Consider the following 14,494-nt stretch of genomic DNA (forward strand, 5'->3'; position numbering starts at 1 on the left):
TTAAATTCTTACTCCTACAGGAAGCATTCGTTTGTACTTTCTGTTACTTCTCATGAATTTAGCGATTTCAGGACTCGTAGGTACCACGCTTAAATTACGTTCTTGAATTTGATCGAAAACAAGGGCTAAAAAATCTTTTTTAAATTCATCATTGGTAATACTTTCAGGAATTACTAATTTGGTTAAAAAAATTTTTCGTTCTTGTAAAGAGTATTCAATTTTCGCTAAATGATCGTCAATCTTAAGTTCATATTGACGTAAAAAATCGTTGTCAATTAATTCTGCAGCTTCCACCATTTTGTCTAAGTTTATGTTTCGGATTGTTAGTCTAGCGAGGGGGGTATTACTATAACTTTGTGCAAAAGTACGAAAAAAAATTGTTAACTGAAAGTAAATTAAAAGTTAATGCCTTATGATTCAGTCGCTAATACCTGTTTACTTTATGCCGGGCATGGCAGCAAGCTCACAAATTTTTGAATATATCGACCTGCCTAAAGACACTTTTGAAATGCATTTTTTAGAATGGATGTTACCTTTAAAAGATGAGCCTATTTCAGATTATGCTTTAAGAATGACCAAAAACATAAAGCATGAAAATCCAGTTTTAATAGGGGTTTCCTTCGGGGGTGTGTTGGTTCAAGAAATGAGTAAGCATATCCAGGTGAGAAAACTTATTATCGTTTCAAGTGTTAAGAGTAAATTTGAATTGCCTAAAACCATGCAATTGGCTAGAACCACAGGTGCTTATAAAATCGTACCTACGCAATTGGCAAGTAAGATTGATGTTTTAGAAAAATACGCCTTCGGAAAGGAGGTTACCAAGCGCTTGGCCTTGTATAAAAAGTATCTTTCGGTGAATGATCCTAAATATTTAAGTTGGGCTATTAAGGAAATGGTGTGCTGGGACCAAGAGTCGTACGACCCAAATTTAATTCACATTCATGGCGATAACGACCCTGTTTTTCCGATGCAATATATTAGCAATTGCATCCGTATTCCTGAGGGAACCCATATCATGATTATTAATAAATACAGGTGGTTTAACGCGAATTTACCTCAAATTATATTAGCAGAATAATCGAAATTTCTCTACCTTTAAGGTAAAATTAGAGCAATGAAAAGAATACAAAAAGGTTTTATATTTATAGGGCTATTAAGCTTGTGTGGGTTTTTTATTTATGCCGTTCAAGATGTGCCTACCGATGAAAATTACGAAAAAGAAAGGGTAAACGGTTATAATGTTTATGCTTTGCAAATTCCAGAACATTTAGATTTTGCAGGCGAGCCAGTTCCTTTAAAAAATCCAGATATCTACGAGCGTATGGATAGAGAGTTACTCGTCAATACGTACTGGCAATCCAATGGTTTACTCATGTTTAAGCGAGCCCATAAGTGTTTTCCTATTATAGAACCTATTTTAAAAAAGTACGGTGTTCCGGATGACTTTAAATATTTAGCTGTTATAGAAAGTGGCTTAGTCAATGTGGTATCTCCAGCAGGTGCTCGAGGTGTTTGGCAAATCATGCCAGCCACAGCAAAGGAATACGGTTTAGAAGTCAACGACAATGTTGATGAACGCTATCATCTTGAGAAATCTACTGAAGCGGCTTGTCAGTACTTATTAAAATCTAAAGATTTGTTAGGTAGTTGGACTTTAGCAGCAGCGGCCTACAATGCAGGGAATTCAGGAGTGTCACGCCGATTAAGTGATCAAATGGTTGATGATTATTACGATTTATTATTAGGAGAAGAAACAGGGCGTTATGTGTTTAGAATCATAGCTTTAAAAGAAATTTTATCAAATCCGAAGAAATACGGATTCAATTTTAGAGAAAAAGATTTATATAGCGAAGTGCCATCTTATACCGTTAAGGTTGATACCGCAGTAACCGATTTTGCGGTATTTGCTAAAAAGTTTGACATCAATTATAAGATTTTAAAAATTCACAACCCTTGGTTACGTGAACCTAAACTTAATAACAGCAGTCGTAAACTGTATCATATAGAAATCCCAATGAAAGGGGTATACCCTAATAAATAATATGCTGGTTTAAATCTTAGCAAGAAGATTTAGTCAATAAAAAAAGCTCAAAACTTAAAGTTTTGAGCTTTTTTTATGTGTGATTTATAAGTTTTTTAGCCGCGACGTTTTTGTGCTCTTAAAGAACCACCAGCGCCGTAATGCTGATTTGGCATTTGTGCACGTTTCATGTTGTCCTTCATCATTTTAATTTGATCGGTTAACATACCTTGTTTATCCAGTTTTGTCGCTTCAGAAAGTAGTTTTTGTGCTTCTTGTTTTCTGCGTTTAGAAAAAGCTATTCCTGCTAAATTCAATTTGGCCATGGCCAAATCATGATCCATAGAAAGTCCTAAAGCAATGGCTTTTTTGAAAAACTTTTCAGATTCATTCATATTAGTTTGAGAAACCATGATACCATGTAGGTAATTATAGTAGCCTTGTTGTTTTTTTACTAAAGCACCTTCTGGGTTTTTAATTTTATTGAGCCACCCTTTAGCGCCTTCAAAATCTTGCTTACGTAATTTTAAAAAGGCTAATAATATGAATTCATTCTTGAAATAAAGAAAAATGAATATCAATGATAATAGGATAAGCATAATACCGTTGCCGATATTACTTTCGGTAAATTGATACACGGCATAAGCAATAATCGCTACAGCTAAAACAAGTTTTATATTTTTGTTGAACATAATCTGTATTTTCGAATAATTTTTAGAAGTCGTTCTTAAAAAAACGACGTATTTTGGTCATTTAAGATTGCAAAGAAACTAAATTTTTATCAAATTTTATATATTAAGGAATAACAAAAGAAAGGTCTTAACCTTAATATATAAAGGACTTACATGCTATGGGTTACAAAATAAAAATTATTCAATTTTTTTTACATTTAGGTTTGCGGAAGTAAAAACTCTTTGTATATTTGCCCTCGGTTTTGAAGAAAGGCCAAAGGATTAAAAAAAACATACATTTTCAGAATTAAAGATATAAGACAATGAGTAAAAGAACATTTCAGCCTTCTAAAAGAAAGAGAAGAAACAAACACGGTTTCAGAGAAAGAATGGCTTCTGCTAACGGTAGAAAGGTATTAGCACGTAGAAGAGCTAAAGGAAGAAAAAAATTGTCTGTATCATCTGAAACTAGACATAAAAAATAATTGATGAATAATTGTTTATAAAAATAAAGGTGTTACTTAAGTGTAACGCCTTTTTTTATATCATCTTATTATTATTTTTGTAAATCATTAACATTCAATATTATAACTAGATCATAAAATGCCTAAAAATCCAAAATTAAAATCGATACTTATTATAGGGTCTGGGCCAATTGTAATTGGACAAGCGTGTGAGTTTGACTATTCAGGGTCACAATCTTTGAGATCTTTAAGAGAAGATGGAATTGAAACCATTTTAATTAATTCGAACCCTGCAACTATCATGACCGATCCTTCTATGGCCGATCATGTGTACTTGTTACCTTTAACTACAAAGTCGATTATTAAAATTTTAGAAGAACACCCTCAAATTGATGCTGTTTTACCAACTATGGGAGGACAAACCGCATTAAATTTATGTATTGAAGCTGATGAAAAGGGGATTTGGAAAGATTTTGGAGTAGAATTGATAGGTGTTGATATCAACGCGATTAATATTACAGAAGATAGAGAGCAATTTAGAGAGTTGATGAATAAAATTGGTGTAGCTATGGCACCTCAAGCTACAGCAACATCATTTTTAAAAGGTAAAGAAATTGCACAAGAATTTGGTTTCCCATTATGTATTCGTTCTTCCTTTACTTTAGGTGGTGCTGGAGCTGCTATTGTTTACGAAGAGAAGGATTTTGATAAACTTTTAAGACATGGTCTTGAAGTATCTCCAATTCACGAAGTTATGATTGATAAGGCCATGATGGGCTGGAAAGAATATGAGTTAGAGTTACTTCGTGATAGAAACGATAACGTAGTTATTATCTGTTCTATTGAAAATATGGACCCTATGGGGATTCATACAGGAGACTCTATCACCGTGGCACCAGCCATGACATTAAGCGATACCACCTTCCAGAAAATGCGTGATATGGCTATTAAAATGATGCGTAGTATTGGTGATTTCGAAGGTGGATGTAACGTGCAGTTTGCTGTAAGTCCAGATGAGAAAGAAGAAATTATTGCCATTGAAATTAACCCTCGTGTGTCACGTTCATCGGCATTAGCAAGTAAAGCTACAGGATATCCTATTGCTAAAATTGCTACTAAATTGGCTATTGGTTATACTTTAGATGAATTAGATAACCAAATTACAAAATCTACTTCAGCTCTATTTGAGCCGACTTTAGATTACGTTATTGTAAAAATACCACGTTGGAACTTTGATAAATTTGAAGGATCTGATCGTACTTTAGGTCTTCAAATGAAAGCCGTAGGTGAGGTTATGGGTATTGGACGTTCGTTCCAAGAAGCACTTCATAAAGCCACACAGTCATTAGAAATTAAACGTAATGGTTTAGGTGCCGATGGAAAAGGGTATACCGATTATAACCAAATCATCGATAAATTAACCAATGCAAGTTGGGATCGTGTATTTGTAATTTACGATGCCATTGCCATGGGAATTCCTTTAAGTCAGATTTACGATATCACTAAAATTGATATGTGGTACTTAAAGCAGTACGAGGAATTATTCCAATTAGAAAAAGAAATTTCTACATACACTATCGATACCTTAGATCGCGATTTACTTTTAGAAGCGAAGCAAAAAGGATATGGTGACCGTCAAATAGCACACATGTTGGGCTGTTTAGAAAGTCAGGTGTACAATAAAAGAGAAGAACTTAACATTCAACGTGTGTTTAAGTTAGTAGATACCTGTGCTGCAGAGTTTACGGCTAAAACACCATATTACTATTCAACTTTCGAAAATACGATTGAAAGCGCCGAAGGCGAAACATATGTACACAACGAAAGTGTGGTAACCGATAAAAAGAAGATTGTTGTTTTAGGTTCTGGACCAAACCGAATCGGACAAGGTATCGAGTTTGATTACTGTTGTGTGCATGGGGTTTTAGCAGCTGCCGAGTGTGGTTACGAAACCATCATGATTAACTGTAACCCTGAAACGGTTTCTACCGATTTTGATACGGCCGATAAATTATACTTCGAGCCAGTATTCTGGGAGCATATCTACGACATCATCCGTCATGAAAACCCAGAAGGTGTTATCGTGCAATTAGGTGGACAAACTGCTTTAAAATTAGCAGAAAAGTTAACCAAATACGGTATTAAAATTATAGGAACAAGTTTCGAGGCTTTAGATTTAGCTGAAGACCGCGGAAGTTTCTCTAAATTATTAAAGGATCACAATATTCCTTACCCAGAATTTGGAGTTGCTGAGAATGCTGATGAAGCTTTAAAACTAGCTGAAGAATTAGATTTCCCAATCTTAGTACGTCCATCGTATGTATTAGGAGGTCAAGGGATGAAAATTGTTATCAATAAAGAGGAGTTAGTAGAACACGTTGTTGATTTACTAAGAAAAATTCCAAACAATAAACTGTTATTAGACCACTACTTAGATGGTGCTATTGAAGCTGAAGCAGATGCGATTTGTGATGCCGATGGGAATGTTTATATTATTGGTATTATGGAGCATATCGAACCTTGTGGGGTACACTCTGGAGATTCTAACGCGACCTTACCAGCTTTCAACTTAGGTGATTTGGTGATGCAACAAATTATAGACCATACCCATACCATTGCTAGAGCATTAAATACGGTAGGTTTAATTAACATTCAGTTTGCTGTTAAAGATGATATGGTTTACATTATCGAAGCCAATCCAAGAGCTTCTAGAACCGTTCCATTTATAGCTAAAGCTTACAAAGAGCCTTATGTAAATTACGCGACTAAAGTGATGTTGGGAGCTAAAAAGGTAACCGACTTTAAATTTAACCCTCAACTTGAAGGTTATGCAATCAAACAACCGGTATTCTCTTTTAATAAATTCCCGAATGTAGATAAGCGTTTAGGACCTGAAATGAAGAGTACAGGTGAAAGTATCTTATTTATAGATAACTTAAAGGATGATCAGTTTTACGACTTATATGCAAGACGTAAAATGTACTTGAGTAAGTAATTTACTGAGGTATAGATATAAAAAAAGCCGCTCTTAGCGGCTTTTTTGTGTTTTATGGGTGTTTATTCCGATATTCTCTTCTTTAAATCCATTCTTTCGTGTAATATTCTTGTTATCTCAACATAATTCTCATTAAGAGTTCTGTAGAATATGATATGCCTATTTGCTTTCATTCCTAGAAGCTGCCTTGAAATTTCATCATAGTTTTTTCCTAATTCTGGATTTTCAGCGATTTCTTCACAAGTTGATATTAGTCCAGCGTAATATTGTCGGCTTGTTGTTCAGACCAAATCTCAAAAGTATAATCCCAAATTTTTGATAAGTCTTCTACAGCTTTGTTCGTCAACTTATATTTAGCCATTCGTGTGCTTTTTCGCCTTTAGAGCTTCAAGATGTTTTTTGGGGTCGAAGTCGTGAGCTATGCCGCTGTCAACTCCTTCTTGAATGGCGGTTTTTAAAGCCGTTATTCTACTTTCTTCTTCCTCTAAAAGTCTCAATCCTGCACGAATTACTTCACTAACGTTTTTAAATCTTCCTTCCTTTATTCGACTTTGGACGAATTGGTCAAAATAATTTCCGAGTGATATTGAAGTGTTTTTATTCATTTTGATTACTAATTTTATTAAATATACCAAAAATTGGTATAAGGACAAAATTTTTATCAAAGTGCCAGCAACTGTCGCCTTTGGCATATTTAATTTAAGTCAATATACTCAAGATTGACACATCCCTTAATCCCTTAATTTTTAAGGAAAAACTGTAATGCAAGAATTACCATAATTTTTGAGCATTTTTTTAGAGTATGAGTTTCCCTCCTAGAAAGGAGGGATTAAGGGAGGTGTTTAGTTAAGCATCAATAGAAAGATCTAAAATTTTTGAAGCGACTGTTTTAAAAGTTCATTTTACGTCAATCTGAATTTATTTCAGATTCACATCAATATTGAATCACCATGATGTGAGGTCCTGTGTCGCGCACAACATGGCGATCCTTTAAACTTCTAGGACAGGCTTTTTTTTATAATGCTATTTTAGCATTTTGATTTTTTAACAAGGCGAGGTGTTCTTCCATTATAAATTCTGATGCCTTGAATGTAGAGGTTCTAGATTTTGACTGCTCCTGTCTTGCAATACTTCTAGCAAAGCGTCGTATGCTTTGCTTATCGTCTAATATAAGTCCTGGTACAGGCACATTGTTTCCATTTTCGTCTTTAGCTACCATGGTAAAATAGGACGAATTACAGTGCTTTATCTCGCCAGATTGAATATTTTGTGATTCTACACGTAGGCCAACCACCATAGAGGTGTTACCTGTATAGTTTATAGAGGCTTTTAAAGTGACCAATTCACCAACTTCAATAGGATTTAGAAAATCCACTCGATTAACAGATGCCGTCACACAATAATGTCTCGAATGCTTTGAAGCACAGGCGAAGGCAATCTGATCCATTAAGCCTAAAATATGTCCGCCATGAATTTTACCACTAAAATTGGAGTGGGATGGAAGCATGAGTTGGGTAATTGAAACTTGTGATTCTGATGCGTGTTTAAACATAAAACTATTTATTAAGGAGTGTGTTTTTTTCGTGTTTTTTAATTTTTTCAACTTTGGTTACAAAGTATTTGGTATGACCAAGCCAAAAGAGGTTTCTGTAGCGTTCGAAATAGTGAAGTTTTACATATTCGCCTTGATAATTATTAAGGTCGTCTATAACAGCTTGTTCGCCTTTTTCAACCGAAAACTCAAAAAACTGAGATTCTGAAACGCCCTGACTTATTTGACCTTCCCAGGTTTTAATCACCATACCTTTTTTTGTGAATTTAACCAATTCGCCTGCCCGAACACCTTCGCTATAATGTGCAAAATAAATAAAGCAGAAATAGCCTGCAGCTACGATGATTAGGGCTATAATAATTTTAAAAATTACTTTTATCATGATATTTTCGTTTAAATATGATCTTCTTCGGCACGTTTAATAATGGCTTCAGGAAGTGCTTTTTTGGCCTTGGCTCCCATCTTTTTAAGCTTTTCAATGCTTGTAATGATATTACCTCTACCGTCTACTAATTTATTCATAGCTGCTGAATAATCACTCTTAGCAGCATCTATTTTTTTACCTACACCGGTTAAATCTGTTACTAGGCCTTCAAATTTATCATATAGCGCACCAGCTTGTCTAGCAATTTCTAAGGCATTGCGTTGCTGCTTCTCGTTATTCCACATGGTATCAATAGTACGTAATGTAGCAAGGAGGGTAGAAGGTGTTACAATAACAATATTCTTTTCAAAAGCTTTGTTGTAAATCGTATTATCTTCATGTACAACCACAGCAAAGGCAGGTTCTATCGGGATAAACATCAATACGAAATCCGGAGATTCCATATCGTATAAATCTTGATAGTTCTTTTCTGAAAGCTGGTCTACATGGCGCTTAATAGAATTAACATGGGCTTTCAGGTGAATGGCTTTGTCTTCGTCTTCGGCATTTACTAAGCGTTCGTAATCGGTTAGTGACACCTTGCTATCAATAATCATTTTTTTGCCATCTGGAAGGCTTAATACCACATCTGGTAACACTCTAGTGCCATCGGCTTTGGTGAAACTTTGCTGTACAAAATATTCACGATCTTTTTCTAAGCCCGATTTTTCCAATACGCGCTCTAATACCAACTCGCCCCAGTTTCCTTGCATTTTGCTATCACCCTTCAAGGCGCGGGTTAAATTGGTGGTTTCTTTGGTCATTTGTAGGTTTAAATCCTTCAAGCCTAGCAACTGTTCTTTAAGTGCCGAATGCATGATGAGGCTTTCTTTTTGAGAGCTATCTACTTTTTCTTCAAAAGTTTTAATTTTCTCTTGAAGCGGATTTAAAATATTCTTGATGTTTTCTTTATTCTGAATGGTAAATTTCTCAGATTTTTCGTCTAGAATTTTATTGGCAAGATTCTCAAATTCTTTGGTGAACTTTTCCTGAAGTTTTTCTACTTCAGCTTTTTGTTCATCATTTTTTATTTGAAGGTTTTCAAATTCAGAATTTTTACGTGTCAATTCGGTGTTTAAAAAATCCTTTTCACGTCGAATGGCTTCACGTTCGGTTTCAGTTTTAGAAATGGTCTCTTTTAAGGCATCCAACTGGCTGTTGAAGTGATTGACATCCTTTTGTTTGTCACTTTCTGTTTGTTGTTTAAAATCGGCTAATTGTTGTTGTAAATTATTATTACGTTCTTCTAAAGTACTTTTTTCGCTTTTACTTTTAAGGTTTGTAATCAGTTTACCAATATAAGCGCCAATGGCTGCAGCAATAATAATGGCTATAATTAATATGAGATTGTCGTTCATTTAAAAAAGAAATATATTCAAATATATATTTTTTAGATTTAAGAATTAATCTCAAGATTCAATTTAATAACATTTTTAGGAATTCCAGATTTTCTGTAAATTATTAAAATAAATTAAGCAGCTTATGCGCAATTTAATTATAAAATTGAATTGTTTATGGTAATGTCTGCATCCTTCCAAGCGTGATCGAACTCGGCTTTTATGGTCTTGGCCTCTGTTGTTTTTCCTTGAGCGATTAGGCTATTATACAAACCTATTAACGACCAACCATTTTGTCTCAATACGCTTAAATCTTCTTTGTAAATGTGTTCGGCTTCTTTATATTTCTTTGCTTTCATTAAAATAGCTCCTAAACTTTGACGGGTAGGAATGTGCCAAGCTGCGGGTTCAGTGTATACCAGGGCATCTTCATAAACAACAGCCTTTTGTAAATGTGTGATGGCCTGATTTAAATTCCCTTTTGCAGCCTCGAGCTCTCCTGAAACGACTTCAAAAGCAATATTAGCTGAATGTATGGAAGCATTATTAGCTGTGGCTACCAAGGTTTCTAATTCAGGATCATTTTTTAGAATTTCAATTTTATCTAGTTCTATTTGAGCCTTATCTATATTCCCTTTTCTTATAAATGCTATGCCTCGGGCATAGTGTCGCATCAGGTTAAGATGTTTGATTTTTGAACTAGGTACAGGAATGGTTAAAATGTCGTTCCACTTACCAAACCGTGTGTAAGCCAGTAATGGAGTGGCCGCAAAATCTTGCAAGAAGGGCATTTCTAAAAATTCGCCCATGGGTACTTTTTCGGCTGTTTTTTTGGCGGCATCAATGGCAATATCGCTGGCGCCTAATAAACTCGCCGATGACCATAAAAAATGAATGTTATGCGGATAATAACCAAGCGGATAAAGGCCTTGTGAAAAGCATTGTGAAATATAGTTTTCATCGGCCAATATGGCTTTTTGGTTCGTCGTTACAGCATCTTTGTATCTGCCAACGCGAATATAAATATGAGAAGGCATGTGTACAATATGTCCGGCTCCAGGCATTAGCGATGCAAGTTTATCTGCACTTGCCACGCCCATATCGGGATAAGGAAGTTCAACCATATGGATGAAATAATGGTGGGCTCCTGGATTTTCTGGTTCGAGAGTCATGGCTTTCTCTAAGGCTGCTTTAGCTTCTTTGATATTTGGTGAAGGCTCTCCATTTTTATCCCAATAATGCCACGGCACGGTATTCATAACTGAGGCAGCATATAGAATTTGAATATTAGCATCTTCAGGAAAATGTTTCAATACGGTTTCCATAGCTTTCATGTATGCCATGTTGAGTGAATCTGGATTCGCTTTGAAATCGTTACTATACCTTGACGAAAGCGCTTTTATGAGTTCTTGCTCTTTTTTACTGGCATTTGGTTTTAATAAAAGCGCTTTCGTAATGGCTTCGTTAATTTTTGTTTTGCGCTCATCGGTTGGTGTAGGATCATTTATATTGGGGCCTAAGGCAAATGCTTGTCCCCAGAAAGCCATAGCCATATTAGGGTCTAAACGAGCGGCTTCCATAAAGGAACGATGTGCTTCGGCATGATTAAAGGCATATGATAATTTCACTCCTTGGTTAAAGAAAGCTTGAGCTCTTTCGTTTTTGGTGGTCACTTCAAAATGGAGCTTTCCTAAATTATTAAATAAGGGTGAAATTTGCTTCGTGGAATCTATGTCTTCTAACAAATACTTTGCAGGTGTACATGATATAGTACTCATCACCAGTTTTGGTGGTTTAGGTGTTGCTTCAGATAAAGAAAAACTTAGTGCGCCATAGACCAGAACCAGTAATAAAGTACTGCTAATAGCTATTATGAATCTAGATTTCATTTGATTGAAAATTAAAAGTTATCAATGCCATTTTTTATCCCGAGGAGTGGCATAAAAATTCAGGTCTGCTTTAATTTTCTTAAGGAGAGAGTTTTGTAATGTTCAGTAAATCAAATATTTAAAGGTAGTTAATTTTGTTTAAAGCTGAAAATATTATTTTTTCACCCTAAAACTTCCCGTATTCGCATCAAAAGCAATTAAATCTTCAGGGAACAAGGTATCGAAGGTGCCTTTTGAAATCAGGTTACAAGGTTGATCTGAAACTACGGCGCCTTCAGTCATCACAATTAATTTGTCACATAGCTGGATGGCTAAATCGATTTCATGTGAGGAAAATAATATGGTTTTTTGGGTGTCTTTAGCCAATTTTTGAAGAAGTTTCAAAATATAAGCTTTGTGATACATGTCTAAATGTGTGGTAGGTTCATCTAGAATAATTAAATCGGTATCTTGAGCTAGGGCTCGTGCTATCATAACTTTTTGAAGCTGACCATCACTTAATTCAAAACATTTTTTGTTTATCATGTTTTCAATTTTAATGTGTGATAGCGCTTCATGAATCTTGGTTTTATCGTTTTCAGAAAAATTCCCAATCCAATTCGTATAAGGTTGTCTGCCTAAGGCAACAAGCTCAAAAACAGTTAAGTTTTTAGATGCTAGTTTCTCGGTTAGTACCAAGCTTAAAACTTTAGCAAGTTCTAAATTAGAATAGCTGTTTAAATTTTTATCATTTATTGCGATACTTCCAGATAGCGCAGGTTGTACATTGGTTATGGAGCGTAAAAGTGTCGATTTACCAATGCCATTAGCGCCAATTAAGCCTACCAATTCCCCTTTGTGTAACTCAATATTGATGTTTGAAGCGATAATATGATGCTCTTTTTTAGAAGTATATCCTATGGAAAGATCCTCGGCTTTTAAAACGATATGTGTAGTGGGCCTAGTCATTAAAACATCATTTTTCTTTTTCGAACCAATAACCAAATAACTACCGGCGCTCCTATTAAAGAAGTAATGGCGTTAATAGGTAAGGTGTAGTCGCTAGTAGGTAGTTGCGCAATACTATCGCAAATTAACATGATTATAGCACCAAATAAAAATACGGCAGGTAATAATATTCTATGATTTGAGGTACTAAAAACCTGTCTGGTTATATGCGGTATGGCGAGTCCGATAAAAGCAATGGGACCTGCAAAAGCCGTAATGGTACCTGCTAATAAACTGGTGGAAGTTATAATGATGAGTCTACTTTTTTTAATGTTTAACCCCAGACTTTTGGCGTAATTTTCGCCCAATAATAATGAATTTAAGCTCTTAATGGCAGCTAAGCTTAAAAGGATGCCTAAAGCATAAAGTACAAAAAGAATAAGTAGCTCTTGCCACGATAAATTGCCTAAACTACCAAAGCCCCAAAAGAAATATTGTTGCAATTCTTCGGCCGAACTGAAATAGGATAGGACGTTAACCAATGCAGCCGAAATACTACCAAACATAAGACCAATAATAAGAATGGCCATGGCATCACGAACCTTAGTCGATACAATTAAAACGGTAAGTAACACTAAAAAACTTCCTAACGTGGCAGCCATAACCAAAGTCCATTTTGAGGCTAAAACACCAAGAAGCACCCCGCCAAATAGGGAGGCACCCATGGTAACAATGGCCACACCTAAACTAGCTCCAGAAGTAATCCCCAATACAAAAGGCCCTGCTAAAGGGTTTCTGAATAAGGTTTGCATCATCAAGCCTGAAATACCTAGGCCAGATCCCACAATCATGGCGGTAAAAGCTTTTGGAAGTCTGTAATTTATAATGATGTGATGCCAAGATAAATTGTCGTTTGTTCCTAAAATGGTTTTAAGAATATCTTTATTGGGTATTGAAATAGACCCCAAACTGATATTTATAAAAAAACAAACAATGAGTAGCAGGATAAGTGCTATAAATATGAGCTGATATTTTTTAGGATTTTGCAACTAGTCTAAACGTTTAAAAAAGAAGTTTTCGTAATCTTTTAATAAATGAGGATGCGAAATATTGATGATATCTTTCAAAATGAGATCGGGGCGTAATGGACCTAATTCATAATACAATATGCCACCTTTCGGACCAATTTTTTTGGTGTACGAATAAATATTTTTGTTTTTGTAAGCCTCAAAATAAGTGTATCCTTTATGGCTTTTTTTCATGTCTTCAAGATTGTAAAAGGACCCGGCACCAATCCATAAATCTGCTTCACGCCCACGTTCTAAAACATTCTCGAAGTTGAGGTGTATACTACCGTTTGAAAGGTCGTCTTTCCAAATATAATTGGTATTAGCATCTTCGAAATATTTAGCGATATAACTTTTCCCTCCAGGCATATTCCATACATCGTTAAACATGGATCCTGAAATGATAACGGGTTTTTTATTGACCTTCATAGCTAATTTTTTAGCCTCTAAATAATCGGTTTCAATGGATTCAAAAATGGCATTAGCTTCACCCTGTTTGTTGAAAAGCGCTCCCATAAATTTAATCCATTCGGCACGCCCTAGAGGATGTTCTTCTGTCCACGATCCGTCTAAAATCACAGGGTAACCAAATTTTTCTATTTGATTTAAAGATTTATTGATTCCGTTTACGGAAAAGGCAATCACTAAGTCTGGCTGCAACTCCAAAAACAGTTCCATATTAATTTCTAAATCGTTATTCAAATCTTTAATATGGCCTTTATCGATAAGGGCTCTGGTTTTCTCTGATGAAATAAAATTTGTTGAAGGGAAACCAACCAAGCGATCTTCTACATTCAAATATTCCAGTGCAGGAATATTGGTTGTAGACATGGCCACAACTTTAGTGATAGGACGTTTAATGATAACCGTAGATTCTCGAAATTCAGGGATATCTTCATCGTTATCCACTAAAAGATATCTAAAAGCGTCCTGACTCCCAGGCCAAGGCGATGTGACGATAATTTCGGTATAATTTTTATAATTGGTGATGCTAAACCCCTTGGCGTACTTGATTTTTTCGGGTGTTGAAACAATTTCAGGGTTTGAAGGGTGGTTCTTTTTTTCATCCTTACAAGAGGTTAAAAAAAGAAAACTAAGGGAAAGGAAAATTAAAAAACGCATGGATTATAATTGAAATTCAAAGGTCA

At 35.2% G+C, this 14,494-nt stretch carries 14 protein-coding genes and 1 pseudogene; 4 read left to right on the top strand and 11 right to left on the bottom strand.

Annotation, left to right across the window (positions count from 1 at the left end):
* Positions 1-297 carry an N-acetyltransferase gene (locus tag JJL45_RS07885; protein ID WP_067148535.1) on the bottom strand — a complete coding sequence of 99 codons (297 nt, stop codon included), beginning with the start codon at positions 295-297 and terminating at the stop codon, positions 1-3.
* 115 nt (positions 298-412) lie between these two features.
* On the opposite strand from JJL45_RS07885, the gene JJL45_RS07890 reads away from it, so the two are divergent.
* Entirely contained in the window at positions 413-1,078 is a 666-nt protein-coding gene (locus JJL45_RS07890) for an alpha/beta hydrolase (RefSeq protein ID WP_068602995.1), read from the top strand.
* 36 nt (positions 1,079-1,114) lie between these two features.
* Positions 1,115-2,041: a lytic transglycosylase domain-containing protein gene (locus JJL45_RS07895; RefSeq protein ID WP_068602994.1), complete on the top strand. Its 927-nt coding sequence runs from the start codon at positions 1,115-1,117 to the stop codon at positions 2,039-2,041.
* Positions 2,042-2,136: 95 nt separating this feature from the next.
* On the opposite strand, the gene JJL45_RS07900 is transcribed toward JJL45_RS07895, so the two are convergent.
* Positions 2,137-2,712 carry a hypothetical protein gene (locus tag JJL45_RS07900; RefSeq protein WP_067148526.1) on the bottom strand — a complete coding sequence of 192 codons (576 nt, stop codon included), beginning with the start codon at positions 2,710-2,712 and terminating at the stop codon, positions 2,137-2,139.
* 302 nt (positions 2,713-3,014) lie between these two features.
* Here JJL45_RS07900 and rpmH point away from each other — a divergent pair, with 302 nt between their 5' ends.
* Complete coding sequence (rpmH, locus tag JJL45_RS07905) at positions 3,015-3,176, top strand: 50S ribosomal protein L34 (RefSeq protein ID WP_027878648.1); 162 nt, start codon at positions 3,015-3,017, stop codon at positions 3,174-3,176.
* Positions 3,177-3,294: 118 nt separating this feature from the next.
* Positions 3,295-6,150: a carbamoyl-phosphate synthase large subunit gene (gene carB, locus JJL45_RS07910; RefSeq protein WP_068602993.1), complete on the top strand. Its 2,856-nt coding sequence runs from the start codon at positions 3,295-3,297 to the stop codon at positions 6,148-6,150.
* A 62-nt stretch (positions 6,151-6,212) separates the two neighbouring features.
* On the opposite strand, the pseudogene JJL45_RS07915 reads toward carB, so the two are convergent.
* The 9 genes and pseudogenes from JJL45_RS07915 to JJL45_RS07955 all read right to left on the bottom strand — a co-directional run bounded on the left by JJL45_RS07915 (position 6,213) and on the right by JJL45_RS07955 (position 14,468).
* A pseudogene (locus tag JJL45_RS07915) lies at positions 6,213-6,511 on the bottom strand (type II toxin-antitoxin system RelE/ParE family toxin).
* Positions 6,504-6,755, bottom strand: a complete 252-nt coding sequence (locus JJL45_RS07920; protein ID WP_068603143.1) for a type II toxin-antitoxin system ParD family antitoxin — start codon at positions 6,753-6,755, stop codon at positions 6,504-6,506. Before JJL45_RS07920 ends, JJL45_RS07915 begins: the two are co-directional and overlap by 8 nt.
* 410 nt (positions 6,756-7,165) lie before the next feature.
* Positions 7,166-7,702 carry an acyl-CoA thioesterase gene (locus JJL45_RS07925; RefSeq protein ID WP_067148959.1) on the bottom strand — a complete coding sequence of 179 codons (537 nt, stop codon included), beginning with the start codon at positions 7,700-7,702 and terminating at the stop codon, positions 7,166-7,168.
* A 4-nt stretch (positions 7,703-7,706) separates the two neighbouring features.
* Positions 7,707-8,084, bottom strand: coding sequence for a 6-phosphogluconate dehydrogenase (locus JJL45_RS07930; RefSeq protein ID WP_068602992.1), 378 nt, complete (start codon positions 8,082-8,084; stop codon positions 7,707-7,709).
* An 11-nt stretch (positions 8,085-8,095) separates the two neighbouring features.
* Entirely contained in the window at positions 8,096-9,484 is a 1,389-nt protein-coding gene (gene rmuC / locus JJL45_RS07935) for a DNA recombination protein RmuC (protein WP_068602991.1), read from the bottom strand.
* A 137-nt stretch (positions 9,485-9,621) separates the two neighbouring features.
* Positions 9,622-11,352 carry a tetratricopeptide repeat protein gene (locus JJL45_RS07940; protein ID WP_068602990.1) on the bottom strand — a complete coding sequence of 577 codons (1,731 nt, stop codon included), beginning with the start codon at positions 11,350-11,352 and terminating at the stop codon, positions 9,622-9,624.
* A 153-nt stretch (positions 11,353-11,505) separates the two neighbouring features.
* Positions 11,506-12,300, bottom strand: coding sequence for an ABC transporter ATP-binding protein (locus tag JJL45_RS07945; RefSeq protein ID WP_068603142.1), 795 nt, complete (start codon positions 12,298-12,300; stop codon positions 11,506-11,508).
* A complete protein-coding gene (locus JJL45_RS07950; protein ID WP_068602989.1) occupies positions 12,300-13,328 on the bottom strand; it encodes a FecCD family ABC transporter permease in 1,029 nt (342 codons plus the stop codon). The genes JJL45_RS07945 and JJL45_RS07950 overlap by 1 nt, the downstream gene beginning before the upstream one ends.
* On the bottom strand, positions 13,329-14,468 hold the full coding sequence (locus JJL45_RS07955; protein ID WP_068602988.1) for an ABC transporter substrate-binding protein: 1,140 nt from the start codon (positions 14,466-14,468) through the stop codon (positions 13,329-13,331).
* Positions 14,469-14,494: the final 26 nt, after the last annotated feature.

Origin of the sequence: Tamlana sp. s12, assembly GCF_016767215.1 — a bacterium.
Classification (GTDB): Bacteria; Bacteroidota; Bacteroidia; order Flavobacteriales; family Flavobacteriaceae; genus Pseudotamlana; species Pseudotamlana agarivorans.

Excerpts from the sequence above, each read along its gene's own strand:
- JJL45_RS07885 (WP_067148535.1), bottom strand. The coding sequence starts at position 297 with ATGGTGGAAGCTGCAGAATTAATTGACAACGATTTTTTACGTCAATAT.
- JJL45_RS07890 (WP_068602995.1), top strand. The coding sequence starts at position 413 with ATGATTCAGTCGCTAATACCTGTTTACTTTATGCCGGGCATGGCAGCA.
- JJL45_RS07895 (WP_068602994.1), top strand. The coding sequence starts at position 1,115 with ATGAAAAGAATACAAAAAGGTTTTATATTTATAGGGCTATTAAGCTTG.
- JJL45_RS07900 (WP_067148526.1), bottom strand. The coding sequence starts at position 2,712 with ATGTTCAACAAAAATATAAAACTTGTTTTAGCTGTAGCGATTATTGCT.
- rpmH (WP_027878648.1), top strand. The coding sequence starts at position 3,015 with ATGAGTAAAAGAACATTTCAGCCTTCTAAAAGAAAGAGAAGAAACAAA.
- carB (WP_068602993.1), top strand. The coding sequence starts at position 3,295 with ATGCCTAAAAATCCAAAATTAAAATCGATACTTATTATAGGGTCTGGG.
- JJL45_RS07920 (WP_068603143.1), bottom strand. The coding sequence starts at position 6,755 with ATGAATAAAAACACTTCAATATCACTCGGAAATTATTTTGACCAATTC.
- JJL45_RS07925 (WP_067148959.1), bottom strand. The coding sequence starts at position 7,702 with ATGTTTAAACACGCATCAGAATCACAAGTTTCAATTACCCAACTCATG.
- JJL45_RS07930 (WP_068602992.1), bottom strand. The coding sequence starts at position 8,084 with ATGATAAAAGTAATTTTTAAAATTATTATAGCCCTAATCATCGTAGCT.
- rmuC (WP_068602991.1), bottom strand. The coding sequence starts at position 9,484 with ATGAACGACAATCTCATATTAATTATAGCCATTATTATTGCTGCAGCC.
- JJL45_RS07940 (WP_068602990.1), bottom strand. The coding sequence starts at position 11,352 with ATGAAATCTAGATTCATAATAGCTATTAGCAGTACTTTATTACTGGTT.
- JJL45_RS07945 (WP_068603142.1), bottom strand. The coding sequence starts at position 12,300 with ATGACTAGGCCCACTACACATATCGTTTTAAAAGCCGAGGATCTTTCC.
- JJL45_RS07955 (WP_068602988.1), bottom strand. The coding sequence starts at position 14,468 with ATGCGTTTTTTAATTTTCCTTTCCCTTAGTTTTCTTTTTTTAACCTCT.